Below are 18,073 nucleotides of genomic sequence, written 5' to 3'. Positions count from 1 at the left end.
AGAGACCGCGCGCCGCGCCGACCGGACGGAACGCGCCAATGGCAAAACACGGGGAACGCTGTGGCGGAGAGTGACAATATCGTCGTCGAGACCGCGGAGAAAATCTTCGCCGATCTCGCCGATCCGCAGACCATCAACAACGACAAGAAGGGTTCGTGGCAGGCGCCGCTGTGGCAGGCGCTGAGCGAAGCCGGCTTGCCATTGTCCTGGGTGCCTGACGATCTCGGCGGCTCCGGCGCCAGCCTTGCCGACGGTTTTGCGCTGCTGAACGCCGCCGGCCGCTTCGCAGTCGCGGTTCCTCTGGCCGAGACCATGCTGGCGGGCTGGCTGCTTGCGCAGGCGAAAATCGCCTCACCGGAAGGTGAGATGACGGTGCTGCCGGCCTCGCCGAAGGATCGCATTACCCTCGATGCCGACGGCGCGCTCTCCGGCCGCGCCCGCGGCGTGCCCTTTGCCAAGGCGGCGAAGCACTTTGCGGTGCTGGCGCACGGCAAGGATGGTATCTCGATTGCCTTGGTCGAAGCGAGCAAGGGCCGGATCGAATCCGGACTCAACGTCGGCTACGACCACAGCGATACCGTGACGCTCGACAAGGTCCAGCCCGTCACCGTCAAGCCCGCGAAGGGCTTTGACCAGACCACGCTCATGCTGATGGGCGGCGTCGCGCGCAGCCTTCAGATCGCGGGCGCGCTGGAAGCGATGCTCGACATCTCCGTGCGCTATTCCAACGAGCGCGTCGCGTTCGAGAAGAAGATCTCGAAGTTTCAGGCCGTGCAGCACAACCTCGCCCGTCTCGCCGGCGAATCCGCCGCGGCGCTTGCGGCCGCGACGTCGGCGGCCGACGCCATCGCGAACGCAAAGTCATTCGACGACGAGGTCTATCTCGAGGCTGCCTCGGCAAAGATCCGCTGCGCGGAAGCCGCGGAAAAAGGCGGCGCCATCGCGCATCAGGTGCACGGCGCCATCGGCTTCACCAGCGAGCACATCCTGCACCGCTTTTCGCTGCGGGCTCTGGCCTGGCGCGATGATTTCGGTTCGGAGAGCCATTGGGCCGTCGAGCTCGGCAAGCTGGTGGCAAACCGCGGCGCCGACGAATTGTGGCCGCTCGTGGCTTCGCGCTGATCAGAGGACGAGACAACAATGACCGCTGCCCTCCGTTTCGATCCGATCCGCCTGCCCGAGAAGTGCGAGCAATTGCGCAAGGAAGTGCGCGCCTTCCTCGCCGAGGAAATCGCGGCCGGCACCTTCGATCCGCACAAGCCCAACCGCGAAGACACCGACGCGCCGGAATTCTCCCGCCGGGTCGGCGCCAAGGGCTGGCTCGGCATGACCTGGCCGAAAAAATATGGCGGCCAGGAGCGCTCCTTCCTCGAGCGCTACGTGGTGACCGAGGAAATGCGCGTCGCCAACGCGCCGACGCGGCGTTTCTTCGTCGCCGACCGCCAGAGCGGGCCGGTGCTGATCAAATACGCGCCCGAGCATATCAAGATGGATATCCTGCCGCGCATCTGCCGCGGCGAGATCTGCTTTGCCATCGGCATGAGCGAGCCGAACTCCGGCTCCGACCTGTTCGCGGCCAAGACGCGCGCGACCAAGACCGACGGCGGCTACCTCATCAACGGCACAAAGATCTGGACCTCGTCGGCGCACATCGCCGACTACATGATCGCGATCTTCCGGACCTCGCAGCCGACCAAGGAAAACCGCCGTCACGGCCTGACGCAGTTTCTGGTCAAGATGAAGCAGCCGGGCATCCAGGTGAACCCGATCGGCCAGATCACCGGCCAGTACGAGTTCAACGAGGTCGTCTTCACCGATTTCTTCGTGCCCGATGATCACGTGCTCGGCGAAGTCGACGGCGCCTGGAAGCAGGCGACGAGCGAGCTCGCCTATGAGCGTTCGGGCCCTGAGCGTTTCCTCGAGACCTATTATGTGTTGACCGAGCTGGTGCGCGCGGTCGGCCCCAACCCGGATACCCGCAGCGCCGAAGGCATCGGCCGTCTCGTGGCGCAGCTCCACACCATGCGGCGCATGTCGGTCTCGGTTGCGGGCATGCTGCAGGCCGGCAAGGAGCCGGTGGTGGAAGCCTCCATCGTCAAGGACATCGGCACGGTCTGGGAGCAGCAGCTTCCGCACCGCGTGCGCGATCTCGCCGCCTTCGTCGAGGAGACCGCGACCAACCGCGAGACGCTGGAGCGGCAACTCGACTTCGCCATCAAGACCGCACCGAAACTCACCATCCAGGGCGGCACCACCGAGGTGCTGCGCGGCATCATCGCGCGCGGACTTGGCCTGCGCTAGTCGCGCGGACTTGGTTTGCGCTAATTCAATCGAGGATCGTCATGAGCACCTATAAAGATATCGGCGTCGAAAAAGTTGGCCACGTCGGCACCATCGAGATCCGCCGCCCGCCGCTGAACTTCTTCGATATCTCGCTGATCAACCAGATCGCGGATGCACTCGACGAGTTCGATCGCGACATCGAGATCCGCGCATCCGTGCTGTCGGCACAAGGCAAGGCATTCTGTGCCGGCGCCAATTTCGGCGATCCGGCGCGCCAGGCGCAGGAAGCGCGCGAGGCCGAGAAGAAGGGCGACCCGGCCGACAACCTCGGCCCGATCAACCATCTCTACATCCAGGCCGTGCGTATCTTCCGCGCCAAGAAGCCGATCGTCGCGGCCGTGCAGGGCGCAGCCATCGGCGGCGGGCTCGGTCTCGCAGTGTCGGCCGACTTCCGCGTCACCTGCCCGGAAGCGCGCTTCTCCGCCAATTTCACGAAGCTCGGTTTCCATCCCGGCTTCGGCCTGACCGTGACGCTGCCCGAGCTGATCGGCAAGAACAACGCTGAGCTGATGTTCTACACCAGCCGCCGCGTCACCGGCGAGGAGGCAGTGAAGTGGGGCCTCGCCAACGAGCTGGTGCCGCAGGACCAGGTGAAGGCCGGCGCGATGAAGCTCGCCGCCGAGATCGCCGAATGCTCGCCGCTCGGCCTCCTCTCCACCCGCGCCACGATGCGCGCCAACCTCGCCGACCGCGTGATGGCCGCGACCAACCACGAGCTCGCCGAGCAGACGCGGCTGCGTGCGACGGAAGACTTCAAGGAGGGCGTCAAGGCGACGGAAGAGCGCCGCGCGGCGAATTTTAAGGGAAGGTGATTGCGGCGACGTCTCGCCGTATCACACCAGCGTCACCATAATCTCCCTGTCGTCCCTGCGAAAGCAGGGACCCATAACCACAGGAAGGGGTTTGGCGGAGACGCGGAGTTATCATCCCGCATCATAACCACTCCCTGTGGTTATGGGTCCCGGATCTGCGCTTCGCTTGTCCGGGACGACAGCGGTGTGTGAGGCAACCGCTCAAGCCGCAAGCCGGAACGTCACCCCGCCGAGCAAAAACTCGTTCCCCGCAATCGCGAGCCCCTTCGCCTTCGCGGCATGCAGCACGCTTGCGGCATCCGCCACCTGAAACTCCAGCGCGCTCATGATCTCGCTGGCGCCCTTCACGAAATGGAAGGTGGCATTGGGCAGTTTCAATTCGGCGCCGCCACTCGGTACGACCCCGATGATCTTCCCCCAATGTTCCGCGAGCCCCTGAGGATCCGGGCTCTGCATCTCCACGCCCGTCAGCGCCTGCGTCACATCCTTGCGGATGAACTTTTGCCAGTCCGGCCCTGCGGGCGGGTACGGCCCCAGAATATCGTCGCTGCCTTTGGTATGGTTGAATTCGATGAAGGCGGCGCGGCAGTCGCGGGGGTGGAGCTGCACGCCGTGATAGGGCGCGTGGTCGATCACGTTGGCGGTGCGCACGCCCATCGCATTGGCGTTGCGGCCGCGTTCGTCCGGATCGTTGCAGCAGAAGATCGCCATATAGCCGCCGCGGCCGCCGGTCTTCTCGATGAAGCGGCCGGCGGTGGTGCCGCCCTTGAACGGCGCGACCACCTCCAGCAGGATCGTGTCGACCGGGAGCAGCGCGTTCTCCAGGCCGTATTTGGCGACATTGCCATCGCGGTAGCAGACGTCGAGGCCCATGATCCCGGCGATGTCGGAGACCACAGGCACGAGCTGCGGCGCGACGAGGCAGATCTGCCGGAGCCGCATATAGGGCGCCATCGTCATGCGCCCTTGAAGGTCGGCTTGCGCTTCTCGACAAAGGCCTTCGCGGCTTCCTTGTGATCCTCGGTGTCGCTGCAACGGGTGTGATGGATCGCCTCGCCGTCGAAGCAATCTTCCAGCGCCAGATGCTCGGCGTTGTTGATGTTGCGCTTGATGAAGCCGAGCGCGATCGATGGCCCCTGCGCCAGCGACAGCGCGAGCTCGTGTGCGGCGGCATCGATCTCGGCGTCGGGAACGACTTTCGTCACCATGCCGATCGCATACGCCTCCTTCGCCGAGAGCACCGGCGACATCAGATAAAGCTCGCGCGCCCGCGCGCTGCCGAGCAGCTGCGTCAGGAAATAGGTGCCGCCATAATCGCCTGAGAAGCCGACCTTGGCGAAGGCGGTCGTGATCTTGCAGGATTCGCTCGCGATGCGCAGGTCGCAGGACAGTGCCATCGAAAGGCCGGCGCCGGCTGCCGCGCCGTCGAGCTGCGCCACCACGGGCTTTGGCATCTGGTGCAGGATGCGCGACACTTCCATGCCGCGGCGCAGGTTCGCCATTTTCACTTCGAACGGCAGCGGCGCACGGCCTGCCGCCATCGACTTGACGTCCCCGCCGACGCAGAACGAGCCGCCTGCGCCTTTGAACAGCACCGCGCGCACCTCGGGATCGTCGGCCGCGCGCCGCGCGGCCTCGACCAGCCCCGCGACCATGTCGGGGTTGAGCGCGTTCTTCCGCTCCGGGCGATTCATCGTGATGGTGAGCAGCCCGCCTTCGAGCTTTTGCAGGACCATGTCGTTCATGGGACGTCTCCCTTGTTGTTGTTTTGCTCGGGCCTCAGCCACACCCGTCATTGCGAGGAGCGAAGCGACGAAGCAATCCAGACCGTCTCTGCGGAAACATCTCTGGATTGCTTCGCTTCGCTCGCAATGACGATCTCTATTTCTTCACCAGGGGGCAGCGCGACTGCTCCAGCGACTGGAACGCCTCGTTGCCGGACACGGTGGCGAGCAGCTTGTAGTCGTCCCAGCGGCCCTTGGACTCCGACGGCTTCTTGACGTCGAACAGGTACATGTCGTGGATCATGCGGCCGTCCTCGCGGATCTTGCCGTTCTTGGCGAAGAAGTCGTTGATCGGTGTCTCTTTCATCACCTTGATGACCGCGGCCGAGTCGGTCGTGCCCGCCGCCTTCACAGCCTTCAGGTAATGCGTGACCGACGAATAGACGCCGGCCTGCGCCGAGGTCGGTACGCGCTTGGTGCGCTCCATGAATCGCTTCGAGAACGCGCGCGTGTCGTCGTTGAGGTCCCAGTAGAAGGCTTCGGCGAGCAGCAGGCCCTGCGCGGTCTCCAGCCCGATCGAATCGATGTCGGAGACGAAGGCGAGCAGCGGCGAGACCTTCTGGCCGCCCTTGGTGATGCCGAACTCGGCCGCCTGCTTGATGGCGTTGACGGTATCGCCGCCGGCGTTGGCAAGGCCAATCACCTTGGCCTTGGACGCTTGCGCCTGGAGCAGGAACGACGAAAAATCCGAGGTGTTGAGCGGATGGCGCACGGCTCCGAGCACCTTGCCGCCGGTCTTGGTGACGACGGCGCTGGTGTCCTTCTCCAGGTCCTGGCCGAAGGCGTAGTCGGCGGTGAGGAAGAACCAGCTGTCGAGGCCGGACTTCACGGCGGCAAGACCGGTCACGTTGGCCTGGCCGTAAGTGTCGAACACGTAGTGGATGGTGTAGGGACCGCAGGCCTCGTTGGTGAGACGGATCGAGCCCGGGCCGTTGAACATGATGATCTTGTTGCGCGCTTTCGCGATCTCGCCGGCGGCGAGTGCAGTGGCCGAGGCCGCGACGTCGTAGATCATCTCGACGCCCTGGTTGTCGAGCATGTCGCGGGCGATGTTGGCGGACAGGTCAGCCTTGTTGAGATGGTCGGCCGCCAGCACCTGGATCTTGCGTCCCAGCACCTCGCCGCCAAAATCTTCGACGGCCATCTTGGCCGCGGTCTCGCTGCCGGGGCCGGTGATGTCGGCATAGAGGCTCGACATGTCGAGGATGCCGCCGATCTTCAGCGGCGGCTTGTCCTGGGCCTGCGCGGCGGCGCTCGCACTCAGCGCAAACGCTGCGGCAAAAATGCCCGACAAAATATGCTTCATAGAAAAAGACCTCCCTTATCGCGCCGTACTCTGATGGCGGCTTGGTTATTGCTCTTGGTTGAAGCTGTTGCCGCAATCATGCCGCATGCGCAAGTGCGCAGCAAGCGCGAGGGCGTTGCGGGCGCATGATTGCCGCACATGTTTTCCGCAAAGCGGAATGGCATGTTGCGGCGAAATGTTTCCACCGTCATTGCTGTGCAAGTTCATTAATTCGCTGATCGAGTGTGAGGCAATGGCGACGCGTCACGCGAACTGCCGTAGGGTGGGCAAAGGCGCGCTCTTCGCGCCGTGCCCACGAGCCCGCGCGACAAATCAAAGACGTGGGCACGCTTCGCTTTGCCCACCCTACGATAGCCTTCGCGGTTCGCCACGTTTGCGTTAGAACTAGAACACAACGCAACCTTTCCGGGCACCGTGACGCGACTGCTTCATCTCATCCTCGCACTTCCTCTCGTCGCCGGTCACACCGCGTTCGCCGCACCGTGTCAGTTCGAGTCCCAAGGCGACGGCCGCGTCGCCGCAATCGTCGATGCGCGTGGCGTGCGTCTCGACGACGGCCGCGAGGTGCGCCTCGCCGGGATCGAGCCAACCGCAACGACGAAGCAGGCGCTGACGTCGCTGCTCACCGGACGCGACGTCACGCTGCGCGGCACCGACGACACGCCCGACCGCTACGGCCGTCAGGGCGCACTCATCTTCGTCGGCGAAAGCGAGGCCCCCATCCAGGCGACGCTGCTCGCCCAGGGCGACGCCCTCGTCTCCGCCGAGATCGCGGACAAGGACTGCGCGGCGGCCCTGATGGCGGCGGAGACCGAGGCACGGCGCCAAAAAAAGGGCAACTGGGCTGACCCGTCGGCCATAAAAAACGCGGAAAGTCCGGACGATATTTTGGCGGGGATCGGGCGCTTTATGGTGGTCGAGGGCAAAGTCCTGTCGGTCCGGCAAGCTGGGGCAATGACCTACCTCAACTTCGGACGAAACTGGACACGCGGCTTTGCCGTCACTATTTCAAAGCGTACGCAACCCGCGCTCGAAAACGCCGGGATCACTCTTAAGTCCCTGGAAAATAGACGGATTCGCGTCCGGGGCTGGGTCGAGGGGAATTCAGGGCCGCGCATCGATGTGCGCCTTGCGGGGCAGGTCGAGTTGCTGGGTGCAAACGAGCCGACAGGGGTAAGGCCCTAAAAGGGCCAGGCACGGGTTAAGCGACGTGGATGGGGTGCTAGAACGGCACGTATCGAGTGAACGCCGCCGCCTGCGGGCTGCGCCGGCGGCGCTGTGCCTCGTGCTGGGCGCAGCCCTTGCCGGTTGCGGCGACATGAACCGGTTCCAGACCGCGGCGGCCCCGCCGACCGTGGCGATGCCCAAGCCGAAACCGGCCGTCGCGCAGACCCCCGCCACCGAAAAGGAGCACGAGCGCATCCTGGCGAGCTATGGCGGCACCTATGACGACCCCAGGCTCGAATCGCTGGTCAGCAAGACCGTCGACCGGCTCGTCGCGGCGTCCGACCGCCCCGACCAGGGCTATAAGGTCACCATCCTCAATTCCGGCGCGGTGAACGCGTTCGCGCTGCCGAACGGCCAGCTCTATGTCACCCGCGGCCTGCTCGCGCTCGCCAGCGACACTTCGGAATTGTCCTCCGTGCTCAGCCACGAGATGGCGCATGTGCTGTCCAAGCACGCCGCGATGCGCGAGGACCAGGCGCGCCAGGCTGCGATCGTCACCCGCGTCGTCACCGACATGAGCAACGATCCCGATCTCACCGCGCTTGCACTGGCCAAGACCAAGCTCACCATGGCGAGCTTTTCGCGCAACCAGGAGTTCGAGGCCGACGGCATCGGCGTCGGCCTTTCCGCCAAGGCACATTTCGATCCCTATGGCGCCGCGCGCTTCCTGTCGGCGATGGAGCGCAATGCCGAGCTCAAGGTCGGCAAGACCTCGCTCGATCCGCGCGCGCAGGATTTCACCTCGTCGCATCCGGCCACCCCCGAGCGCGTGCAGAATGCGCAGACCATCGCACGGCAATATGCGGCGCCCGAGGGCGCCGAGCGCGACCGCGAGACCTATCTCGCCGCGATCGACAACCTCGTCTATGGCGAAGATCCCAGCGAAGGTTTTGTCCGCGGCCGGCGTTTCCTGCACCCGAAACTCGGCTTCACCTTCCAGGCGCCGGACAATTTCACGCTCGACAACACCGCGCAGGCGGTGATCGGCGTGCGCGACGGCGGCTCTCAGGCGATGCGCTTCGACGTCGTGCGGGTGCCGGCCGAGCAGTCACTCGGCGATTACCTGAATTCCGGCTGGATGGAGGGCGTCGAGAAGGCCTCCACCGAAGACATCACCATCAACGGTTTTCCGGCTGCGTCCGCCACCGCCAAGGGCGATCAGTGGCAGTTCAAGGTCTATGCGTTGCGCTTCGGCAGCGACGTCTATCGCTTCATCTTCGCGACACGGCAGAAATCGACCGAGAGCGAGCGCAACGCGCGGGAGACCGTCAATTCATTCCGCCGCCTGACGCTCGACGAAATCCAGGCCGCGCGCCCCCTGCGCATCAAGGTCATCACCGTGCAGCCCGGCGACACCGTGGAATCGCTCTCCCACCGCATGGCCGGCGTCGATCATCCCGCCGAACGCTTCCGCGTGCTCAACGGGCTCGATCGCAACGCGCAGGTGAAGGTGCGGGATCGCGTGAAGGTCGTGGCGGATTGACGCGCGCTAAGCGCGCGTCAATCCCGCGGCGCGCTTAGCGCGAACCCGGGATCTCGGGCCACAAAGACAGTGCCGTAGGGTGGGCAAAGGCGCGTAGCGCCGTGCCCACGATCCGTAATGATAGCGACAGATGGTGGGCACGCTTCGCTTTGCCCACCCTACGAGACCTGCTCTGCCGACCTACCGCGCCTTTTCCTTCAGAAACGCGATGATGTCAGCACGATCCCGCGCGTCCGGGACGTCGAAGAACATCTTGGTTTCCGGCACCATGGCCTGCGGTCCGGCCAGCCATTTGTCGAGATTGTCCTTGGTCCAGACGATCCCTGAGTTCTTCAGATCGGCCGAATAGTCATAGCCGGGCACGCTGCCCGCCTTGCGACCGACCACGCCCTTGTGCATCGGGCCGACAGCGTTCTCATTGATGGAGTGACAATCTGCGCAGCCCTTGTAGAGCGTTTGGCCGCGCGCGACGTTGCCGGTGGCGTGGGCAAGCCCGGTCGAGAAAACGACCGCGACGATGGTGAGGACCAGGCTTACGGTGAGGAGGCTTGCAAAACTTTGCGGGTGGACGGGATTGGACCGGACGTTCATGGGATCTCCTGCTTGCGTCGCCGCAAACAGGATCGTCCAGCCCGAGTTTTATTCCCGTCCGCTGGACGCGGCTTAACCGCCCGCGTCCATGTCGCCCGCCTCGCGCTGGCCGCTGAGCCAGAGTGCGAGCAGCGTCCAGAACGCGCCTGACAGCAGATACGCACCCGACGCGATGACGCCGAGATTGGTGGCGAGCAGAAGCGCCACCAACGGCGCGAAGCCCGCCCCGAACAGCCAGGCCATATCCGAGGTCAGCGCGGAAGCCGTGTAGCGGTACGCCTGCCGGAAGTTCGAGGCGATCGCGCCCGAGGACTGGCCGAAGGAGAGACCCAGCAGGATGAAACCGATCACCATGTAGATGGTCTCACCGAACGCGCCGGCATCGAGCAGCTGCGGAGCAAAACCGCTGTAGATGGCGATCGCGATTGCCGATCCCATCAGCAGCGATTTGCGGCCGACGCGGTCGGCGATGATGCCGGAGGCCACGATGGCCGCGACGCCGAACACGGCGGCGACGATCTCGATGATCAGGAAGCGCACCGGGCTTTCGCGGGTGAACAGGAACACCCAGGACAGCGGAAACACCGTGACCATGTGGAACAGCGCGAAGCTTGCGAGCGGCGCGAATGCACCGAGCATGATGTTCTGGCCTTCGCGCGCGACGGTCTCGGAGATACGCGCGGGCTGCAATTCGCGGGTCTCGAACAACGAAGCATATTCTTCCGTCGTCACCATGCGCAGGCGCGCGAACAGCGCCACGACGTTGATGGCGAAGGCGACGAAGAACGGATAGCGCCAGCCCCAGTCGAAGAAGTCGTCGGCCGAGAGGTTACCGGCGAAATAGGCGAACAGCGCGCTCGCCACGATCAGGCCGAGCGGGGCGCCGAGCTGCGGCACCATCGCGTACCAGCCGCGCTTGGAGGGCGGCGCGTTCAGCGCCAGCAGCGAAGCCATGCCGTCCCAGGCGCCGCCCCAGGCCAGACCCTGCGCGATACGCGCCAGCGCCAGCAGCCAGATCGCGGCGCTGCCGATGTCGTGATAGCCGGGCAGGAACGCGAGCGCGACTGTGGCGGTGCCGAGCAGAAACAGCGCCGAGACCAGCTTGGCGGTTTTGCCGTACTCGCGATCGACCGTCATGAAAATGACGGTTCCGATCGGCCGGGCCACGAAGGCCAGCGCGAAGATCATGAAGGAATAGAGGGTGCCGGTCAGCTCGCTGGTGAACGGGAACACCAGGCGCGGAAACACGATCACCGAGGCGATCGCGTAGACGAAGAAGTCGAAGAATTCCGAGGTGCGGCCGATGATGACGCCGATGGCGATCTCGCCGGGACTGGCCTGGTCGTGGCCGTGCTCGCCCGAGTGGAGGTCTGCCATTGCGGGGGTCTGTGCCGTCGCCATTCGTGCGCCCTTAACGTCCTGAAAACCAAAGCCGACCGCCCGGCGGGGCGCCAGGCAATCTGCCCTTGTCTGACCCAACATTCCGCACTGCAACATTGGACAAATTGTCCAATGTCCGGATTGCTGCGCCGCAGCTACCCCTTGGGCCCGCAAAGGAAACTCATTCTCATAAGGCTCGGCCCGTGTCCCGTCTCAAGATCCTGGCGCTGCTACCCCTGGCAGCTGCGCTCAGCGGCTGCAACTACGTCGTGCTGTCGCCGGCCGGCGACATCGCCGCCCAACAGCGCGACCTCGTCATCATCTCCACCGTCCTGATGCTCCTGATCGTCGTCCCCGTGATGGCGCTGACGGTGCTGTTCGCCTGGCGCTACCGCCAGTCCAACACCTCGGCCCGCTACGAGCCGGATTGGGACCACTCGACCAAGCTCGAGCTGGTGATCTGGTCGGCGCCGCTGCTGATCATCATCTGCCTGGGCGCGCTGACCTGGATGGGCACGCATCTGCTCGACCCCTATCGCAACATCGGCCGCATCCATGCGGAACGCGCCGTGGACCAGTCCAAGGCTCCGCTCGTCGTCGATGTCGTCGCGCTCGACTGGAAGTGGCTCTTTATCTACCCCGATTACGGCATCGCCACCGTCAACGAGCTCGCCGCGCCGGTCGACCGCCCGATCAACTTCCACATCACCGCCTCCTCGGTGATGAACTCGTTCTACATCCCCGCACTCGCCGGTCAGATCTACGCGATGCCGGGCATGGAGACGTCGCTCCACGCCGTGATCAACCACGCCGGTACATACAAGGGTTTTTCGGCGAACTACAGCGGCGCCGGCTTCTCTGGCATGCACTTCAACTTCCAGGGCCTCGACGACAAGGGCTTTGACGCCTGGATCGCGCAGGCCAAATCGGCCGGCGGCTCGCTCGGCCGCGCCGAATATCTCCAGCTCGAAAAGCCGAGCGAGAACGAGCCGGTGCGCCGCTGGGGCACCGTCGATTCCGACCTCTACCGCCTGATCCTCAACATGTGCGTCGAGACCGGCAAGATGTGCCAGAGCGAGATGATGGCGATCGACGCCAAGGGCGGTCTCGGCCATGAGGGCCTGAACAACACCCTGCCGCTGGCCTACGACAAGTACGCACGCCGCGGCACCGCGCTCGGACCCGAGCCGACCTTCGTCGCCGGCACCTGCACGCCGGATGCGCCCCAGGGCAGGACCACCGCCTCCATCACGGCACCCGCCGACACCGCGCCGCTGCTCGGTGCCGGCCTGAAGCGGCCGATCTTCACGCCGCTGAAGTCCTCGTCCTTCTTCCTCGGACAACGTCCCAAGTCAGACTCCTGAAGTCAGACTCCTAAAGAGAGCTCGCATGTCTCCTGATCTTCTCAAGCTCATCTTCGGCCGTCTCGGCCTCGATTCGCTGCCGCTGCACGAGCCGATCCTGGTCGGCACCTTCGTGATGGTCGCGCTCGGCGGCGGCGCACTGTTCGCCGGCATCACCTATTTCCGCCTCTGGGGCTATCTGTGGCGCGAGTGGTTCACCACCGTGGACCACAAGCGCATCGGCATCATGTACATGATCCTCGGCATCGTGATGCTGCTGCGCGGCTTCGCAGACGCGCTGATGATGCGCGCACAACAAGCACTCGCGTTCGGCGGCTCCGAAGGCTTCCTCCCCGCCCATCACTATGACCAGGTCTTCACTGCCCATGGCGTGATCATGATCTTCTTCGTGGCGATGCCGCTGGTCACCGGCCTAATGAACTACGTGGTGCCGCTGCAGATCGGCGCGCGCGACGTGTCGTTCCCGTTCCTGAACAATTTCAGCTTCTGGATGACGGTCGGCGGCGCAGTGCTGGTGATGGCTTCGCTGTTCATCGGCGAATTCGCCCGCACCGGCTGGCTGGCCTATCCGCCGCTGTCGAACATCGGCTACAGTCCTGACGTCGGCGTCGACTATTATATCTGGGCGCTGCAGGTCGCGGGCGTCGGCACGACCTTATCCGGCATCAACCTGATCTGCACCATCGTCAAGCTGCGCTGTCCCGGCATGACCATGATGAAGATGCCGGTGTTCACCTGGACCGCGCTCTGCACCAACATCCTGATCGTCGCCTCCTTCCCCGTCCTGACCGTCGTGCTCGCGCTGCTCTCGCTTGACCGCTACGTCGGCACCAACTTCTTCACGAACGATTTCGGCGGCAGCCCGATGATGTACGTGAACCTGATCTGGATCTGGGGTCATCCCGAGGTCTACATTCTGGTTCTCCCCGCCTTCGGCATCTTCTCGGAAGTGACCTCGACCTTCTCCGGCAAGCGGCTGTTCGGCTACACCTCGATGGTTTACGCCACGGTGGTCATCACCATCCTGTCGTACCTGGTCTGGCTGCACCACTTCTTCACGATGGGCTCGGGCGCCAGCGTCAACTCGTTCTTCGGCATCACCACGATGATCATCTCGATCCCGACGGGCGCGAAGATGTTCAACTGGTTGTTCACGATGTATCGCGGCCGCATCCGCTTCGAGCTGCCGATGCTGTGGACGATCGCCTTCATGCTGACCTTCGTGCTCGGCGGCATGACCGGCGTGCTGCTCGCAGTGCCACCGGCCGACTTCGTCCTGCACAACAGCCTGTTCCTGATCGCGCACTTTCACAACGTGATCATCGGCGGCGTGGTGTTCGGCGCGTTCGCCGGCATCAACTACTGGTTCCCGAAGGCGTTCGGCTTCAAGCTCGATCCGTTCTGGGGCAAGCTGTCGTTCTGGTTCTGGGTCACCGGCTTCTACATGGCCTTCATGCCGCTCTATGTGCTCGGCCTGATGGGCGTGACCCGCCGCCTGCGCGTGTTCGACGATCCGTCCTTGCAGATCTGGTTCGTCATCGCCGCGATCGGCGCCGGCCTCGTCTTCCTTGGCATCCTCTCGATGCTGATGCAGTTCGCGGTCTCCTTCCTCAAGCGCGAGCAGCTCAAGGACGTCACCGGCGATCCCTGGGATGCACGCACGCTGGAATGGGCGACCTCCTCGCCCCCGCCGGACTACAACTTCGCCTTCACCCCCGTCGTTCACGACAATGACGCGTGGTGGGACATGAAGAAGCGCGGCTACCAGCGTCCGCTCACCGGGTTCAAGCCGATCCACATGCCCTCCAGCACCGGCACCGGTGTCATCCTCGCCGGCCTCGCCACCGCGATGGGATTCGGCCTGATCTGGTACATCTGGTGGCTGGCGGCCGTGAGCTTCATCGCGATGCTCGCCGTCGGGATCGGTCACACCTTCAACTATCACCGCGACTTCGACATTCCGGCTGACGACGTCATCCGGACCGAGGACGCGCGTACCAAACTGCTCGCCGGAGCCAAGTAAATGACTGTCGCTGTCAATCCCGCCCAGACCGGCGAGCCGATGTTCTACCTCGCCGACGAACACCCGCATCCGGAAGGCTACAGCACCCCGCTCGGCTTCTGGATCTACCTGATGAGCGACTGCCTCATCTTTGCGATGCTGTTCGCCACCTTCGGCGTGCTCGGCGCCAACTACGCCGCCGGCCCCGCCCCGAAGGACCTGTTCGAGCTGCCGCTGGTCGCGGTGAACACCTCGATGCTGCTGCTGTCGTCGATCACATATGGCTTTGCCATGCTGACGATGCAGCAGAACAAGATCGCCCAGACCCAGATGTGGCTGGCGATCACCGGCCTGTTCGGCCTCGCCTTCATCGGCATCGAGCTCTCCGAGTTCGCCCACATGATCCATGAAGGGGCGACCCCGCAGCGCAGCGCCTTCCTGTCCTCCTTCTTCACGCTGGTCGGCACCCACGGCCTGCACGTCTCCTGCGGCCTGATCTGGCTGGTGACCCTGATGGTGCAGGTCTGGAAGTTCGGCCTGATCGAAGCCAACCGCCGCCGCCTGATGTGCCTGTCGATGTTCTGGCACTTCCTGGACGTGGTCTGGATCGGCGTCTTCACCTTCGTCTATCTCCTGGGAGTTCTGCGATGAACACCGATACCCACGCCGCCCACGCGGACGGCCATCACCACGGCGACGACCACGCCCACGGCACGTTCTCGACCTATATGCTCGGCTTCGTGCTCTCGGTCGTGCTCACCGCGATCCCGTTCTGGCTGGTGATGAGCGGCGCGCTGCCGAGCAAGCAGATCACCGCGCTGGTCATCATGGCCTTCGCGGTCGTGCAGATCGTCGTGCACATGATCTACTTCCTGCACATGAGCACCAAGTCCGAGAACGGCTGGAGCATGATGGCGCTGATCTTCACCATCGTCATGGTGGTGATCGCGCTGTCCGGCTCGCTGTGGGTGATGAACCATCTCAACAGCAACATGATGCCGATGCACCAGATGACGGGAGTGAAGTGAGCGAGACTTCGAAGTGAGCAAGGCTTGGAAGTGAGCAAGGCTTGGACCGTGACAGGCAAGGATAAGGACGCGCGTCGCAAGGCTGCGCGTCCGCGCCTGTGGCTCACGGTCCTCTCGCTCGCGGCCTTTGCACTTCTGATCGCACTCGGCGTCTGGCAGATCGAGCGACGCGCCTGGAAGCTGGCGCTGATCGACCGCGTCGAGCAGCGCGTCCATGCCCCGGCCCAACCGATCCCGTCGCCCGCGGCCTGGCCGACCGTCTCCACCGCAAACGACGAATACAGGCACGTCAGCCTCACCGGCCTCTTCCTGCATGACCGCGAGACGCTGGTTCAGGCGGTCACCGAGGAAGGCCCCGGCTATTGGGTGGTGACGCCGCTTCAGCGCGGCGACGGCACGCTGGTCTTGGTCAATCGCGGCTTCGTGCCGTCCGAGCGGCGCGACGCATCGACGCGCCAGAGCGGCAATCGGGACGGGCAGGTCGAGATCACGGGCCTGCTCCGCATGACCGAGCCGAAAGGCGGGTTCTTGCGGAACAACGTCCCCCAGCACAACCGCTGGTACTCGCGGGATGTCGCCGCGATTGCGGCAGCGCGCGGCCTCGACCATGTCGCACCCTTTTTCGTCGATGCTGACGCCGGATTACAAACCACCAGCGGCCCGATCGGCGGATTGACCGTGATCAGCTTTCCCAATAACCACCTGATCTACGCGCTGACGTGGTTTGCCCTGGCTTTCATGCTGGCGGGTAAACTTTTCGTCACATTCGGCGGCGGGCTGTTCCGCCGCAAGCGCTTCGTCCACGAACCGGCCGGCTGCTCCGATGCAACCGCCCGCAGGACGGGATCAGATGCTGGAACGATCGTCGAATCTACCTGACGACGGAATGACGCATGACGCCGTCACGCTGCAATCGCAGGCGGACGCGCGCAGCGAGCTGATCGGCGTTGCGCCGACCGACGACGAGACCAACCGCAAGAACATGGCGCTGCTGATCCAGCTGCGCTGGACCGCGGTGGTCGGGCAGATCGTGACCATCGGCGGCGTGCATTTCGGCCTGGGTATTCCCCTGCCATTGGAACGGATGGGCGCGGTGATCGGCGCGCTGCTGCTGCTCAACGTCTCCAGCCTCGTCTGGGTGCGCCATCGCGCCGCGATCACCAACAACGAGCTGCTGGTCGCCTTGATGCTCGATGTCGCCGCGCTGACCGCTCAGCTCTACCTCAGCGGCGGCGCCACCAATCCCTTCACCTCGCTGTTCCTGCTCCAGGTGACGCTGGGCGCGGTGCTGCTTAATGCCCGCTCGACCTGGTCGCTGGTCGCACTGACCTGCGCGAGTTTCATCTGGCTGACCATGGCCTACCGGCCGCTCGACCTGCCGCCGAACCCGATCAGCGAGGCCTACAGTCTCACCGTGACAGGCATGCTGCTGGGCTTCGTCCTCAACGCCGTGCTGCTGGTCGTGTTCGTCACCCGGATCAACAGGAATTTGCGCGAGCGCGATGCGCATCTGGCGGCATTGCGCCAGCATGCGGCCGAGCAGGACCACATCGTCCGCATGGGCCTGCTCGCCTCCGGCGCTGCGCATGAGCTCGGCACGCCGCTCGCCTCGCTGTCGGTCATCCTCAGCGACTGGCGCCGCATGCCCGATCTCGCCGCCGATCAGGAACTTGCCGAGGATCTCGCGGAGATGGAAACCTCTCTGCAACGCTGCAAGACCATCGTGACGGGCATCCTGGTGTCGGCGGGCGAAGCGCGCGGCGAAGGCTCCTCGCCGACGACGGTGACGGCCTTCGTCACCGCGCTGGTGAACGAGTGGCGCGACGCACGCTCGGCCCGCACGCTCTATTTCGTCAACACGTTCGGCGAGGACGTCGCGATCGTCTCCGACATCGCGCTGAAGCAAGTGATCTTCAACGTGCTCGACAATGCCTATGAGGTCTCGCGCGAATGGGTGGAGCTGCTGGCCGAGCGCGAGGGCGACAATCTCGTGCTGTCGATCAGCGATCGCGGCCCGGGCTTTGCGCCGGAGATGCTGGCGCAGCTGGGAAAACCCTATCACTCGAGCAAGGGCCGCGCCGGCGGCGGGCTCGGCCTGTTCCTGGTGGTGAACGTCGTGCGCAAGCTCGGCGGCAGCGTGACCGCCGAGAACCACAGGAAGCGTGGCGCCACCGTCCGCCTGACGCTGCCGCTCGCAACGCTCGCGATCGGAGGAACTTTTGACGCCTAACCGTTCGCTCATCGTCGTCGAGGACGATGCCGGCTTCGCGCGCACGCTGAAACGCTCGTTCGAGCGCCGCGGCTACGACGTCGTCCTCGCAGCTTCGATCGAAGAGGTGCGGAAGGTGCTGGAGGAGCGATCCTTTGGACACGCGGTGGTCGATCTCAAGCTCGGCGGCGCCTCGGGCCTCGCCTGCGTCGAGCTGCTGCACACGCACGATCCGGAGATGCTGATCGTGGTGCTGACCGGCTTTGCCAGCATCTCCACCGCCGTCGAGGCGATCAAGCTCGGCGCCTGCCACTACCTGGCAAAGCCGTCGAACACCGACGATATCGAAGCCGCCTTCAACAAGGCCGAAGGCAACGCCGAAGTCGCCCTCGATGCACGGCCGACCTCGATCAAGACGCTGGAATGGGAGCGCATCCACCAGACGCTGATCGAGACCGATTTCAACATCTCGGAAGCGGCGAGACGATTGGGCATGCACCGGCGCACGCTGGCAAGAAAGCTCGAGAAGCGGCCGGTGAAGTGA

At 64.5% G+C, this 18,073-nt stretch carries 17 protein-coding genes; 12 read left to right on the top strand and 5 right to left on the bottom strand.

The features are described 5' to 3' along the window. Positions 1-60 precede the first annotated feature (60 nt). From ACVJ5M_RS06580 to ACVJ5M_RS06570, 3 genes are read left to right on the top strand one after another with little or no spacing between them, the layout of a single operon-like run. On the top strand, positions 61-1,122 hold the full coding sequence (locus ACVJ5M_RS06580; protein WP_063980655.1) for an acyl-CoA dehydrogenase family protein: 1,062 nt from the start codon (positions 61-63) through the stop codon (positions 1,120-1,122). 18 nt (positions 1,123-1,140) lie between these two features. Then, positions 1,141-2,301: an acyl-CoA dehydrogenase family protein gene (locus tag ACVJ5M_RS06575; protein ID WP_008133127.1), complete on the top strand. Its 1,161-nt coding sequence runs from the start codon at positions 1,141-1,143 to the stop codon at positions 2,299-2,301. 41 nt (positions 2,302-2,342) lie between these two features. Next, positions 2,343-3,155 (top strand): enoyl-CoA hydratase/isomerase family protein, encoded by an 813-nt coding sequence (locus ACVJ5M_RS06570; RefSeq protein WP_063980654.1) that lies wholly within the window; start codon positions 2,343-2,345, stop codon positions 3,153-3,155. Between the two features lie 201 nt (positions 3,156-3,356). Here ACVJ5M_RS06570 and ACVJ5M_RS06565 read toward each other — a convergent pair whose 3' ends face one another. From ACVJ5M_RS06565 to ACVJ5M_RS06555, 3 genes are all read right to left on the bottom strand, one after another. After that, positions 3,357-4,109: a hypothetical protein gene (locus tag ACVJ5M_RS06565; RefSeq protein ID WP_063986030.1), complete on the bottom strand. Its 753-nt coding sequence runs from the start codon at positions 4,107-4,109 to the stop codon at positions 3,357-3,359. Positions 4,110-4,111: 2 nt separating this feature from the next. Beyond that, positions 4,112-4,900 (bottom strand): enoyl-CoA hydratase, encoded by a 789-nt coding sequence (locus ACVJ5M_RS06560; RefSeq protein WP_063980653.1) that lies wholly within the window; start codon positions 4,898-4,900, stop codon positions 4,112-4,114. Positions 4,901-5,036: 136 nt separating this feature from the next. Next, positions 5,037-6,245, bottom strand: a complete 1,209-nt coding sequence (locus ACVJ5M_RS06555; RefSeq protein WP_456679267.1) for an ABC transporter substrate-binding protein — start codon at positions 6,243-6,245, stop codon at positions 5,037-5,039. Positions 6,246-6,659: 414 nt separating this feature from the next. On the opposite strand from ACVJ5M_RS06555, the gene ACVJ5M_RS06550 reads away from it, so the two are divergent. Both ACVJ5M_RS06550 and ACVJ5M_RS06545 read left to right on the top strand, forming a co-directional pair. Next, positions 6,660-7,430 carry a thermonuclease family protein gene (locus ACVJ5M_RS06550; protein WP_084794943.1) on the top strand — a complete coding sequence of 257 codons (771 nt, stop codon included), beginning with the start codon at positions 6,660-6,662 and terminating at the stop codon, positions 7,428-7,430. Positions 7,431-7,464: 34 nt separating this feature from the next. Then, the gene (locus ACVJ5M_RS06545; RefSeq protein WP_063980651.1) at positions 7,465-8,955 is read left to right on the top strand and encodes a M48 family metalloprotease; all 1,491 of its coding nucleotides are present in this window, start codon (positions 7,465-7,467) and stop codon (positions 8,953-8,955) included. 180 nt (positions 8,956-9,135) lie between these two features. Here the strand turns inward: ACVJ5M_RS06545 and ACVJ5M_RS06540 are convergent, their stop codons facing one another. Further along, positions 9,136-9,546, bottom strand: a complete 411-nt coding sequence (locus tag ACVJ5M_RS06540) for a c-type cytochrome (RefSeq protein ID WP_354100012.1) — start codon at positions 9,544-9,546, stop codon at positions 9,136-9,138. Between the two features lie 72 nt (positions 9,547-9,618). Further along, on the bottom strand, positions 9,619-10,947 hold the full coding sequence (locus ACVJ5M_RS06535) for an MFS transporter (protein WP_063980650.1): 1,329 nt from the start codon (positions 10,945-10,947) through the stop codon (positions 9,619-9,621). A 182-nt stretch (positions 10,948-11,129) separates the two neighbouring features. Here ACVJ5M_RS06535 and cyoA point away from each other — a divergent pair, with 182 nt between their 5' ends. The 7 genes from cyoA to ACVJ5M_RS06500 are packed head-to-tail and all read left to right on the top strand — an operon-like array spanning position 11,130 to position 18,073. Next, the gene (gene cyoA, locus ACVJ5M_RS06530; protein WP_063980649.1) at positions 11,130-12,290 is read left to right on the top strand and encodes a ubiquinol oxidase subunit II; all 1,161 of its coding nucleotides are present in this window, start codon (positions 11,130-11,132) and stop codon (positions 12,288-12,290) included. Positions 12,291-12,315: 25 nt separating this feature from the next. Next, positions 12,316-14,313, top strand: coding sequence for a cytochrome o ubiquinol oxidase subunit I (gene cyoB, locus ACVJ5M_RS06525; protein WP_063980648.1), 1,998 nt, complete (start codon positions 12,316-12,318; stop codon positions 14,311-14,313). After that, complete coding sequence (gene cyoC / locus ACVJ5M_RS06520; RefSeq protein ID WP_063980647.1) at positions 14,314-14,943, top strand: cytochrome o ubiquinol oxidase subunit III; 630 nt, start codon at positions 14,314-14,316, stop codon at positions 14,941-14,943. It begins immediately after the preceding gene. Beyond that, entirely contained in the window at positions 14,940-15,320 is a 381-nt protein-coding gene (gene cyoD / locus ACVJ5M_RS06515) for a cytochrome o ubiquinol oxidase subunit IV (protein ID WP_354100011.1), read from the top strand. Before cyoC ends, cyoD begins: the two co-directional genes overlap by 4 nt. 30 nt (positions 15,321-15,350) lie before the next feature. Further along, positions 15,351-16,199, top strand: a complete 849-nt coding sequence (locus tag ACVJ5M_RS06510) for an SURF1 family protein (protein ID WP_354100010.1) — start codon at positions 15,351-15,353, stop codon at positions 16,197-16,199. Continuing rightward, positions 16,171-17,550: an ATP-binding protein gene (locus tag ACVJ5M_RS06505; RefSeq protein ID WP_063980645.1), complete on the top strand. Its 1,380-nt coding sequence runs from the start codon at positions 16,171-16,173 to the stop codon at positions 17,548-17,550. Before ACVJ5M_RS06510 ends, ACVJ5M_RS06505 begins: the two co-directional genes overlap by 29 nt. Beyond that, the gene (locus ACVJ5M_RS06500; RefSeq protein ID WP_456679266.1) at positions 17,540-18,073 is read left to right on the top strand and encodes a response regulator transcription factor; all 534 of its coding nucleotides are present in this window, start codon (positions 17,540-17,542) and stop codon (positions 18,071-18,073) included. The genes ACVJ5M_RS06505 and ACVJ5M_RS06500 overlap by 11 nt, the downstream gene beginning before the upstream one ends.

The organism is Bradyrhizobium sp. S3.7.6 (genome assembly GCF_054061875.1).
This window is presented reverse-complemented; position numbering and strand designations above follow the sequence as displayed.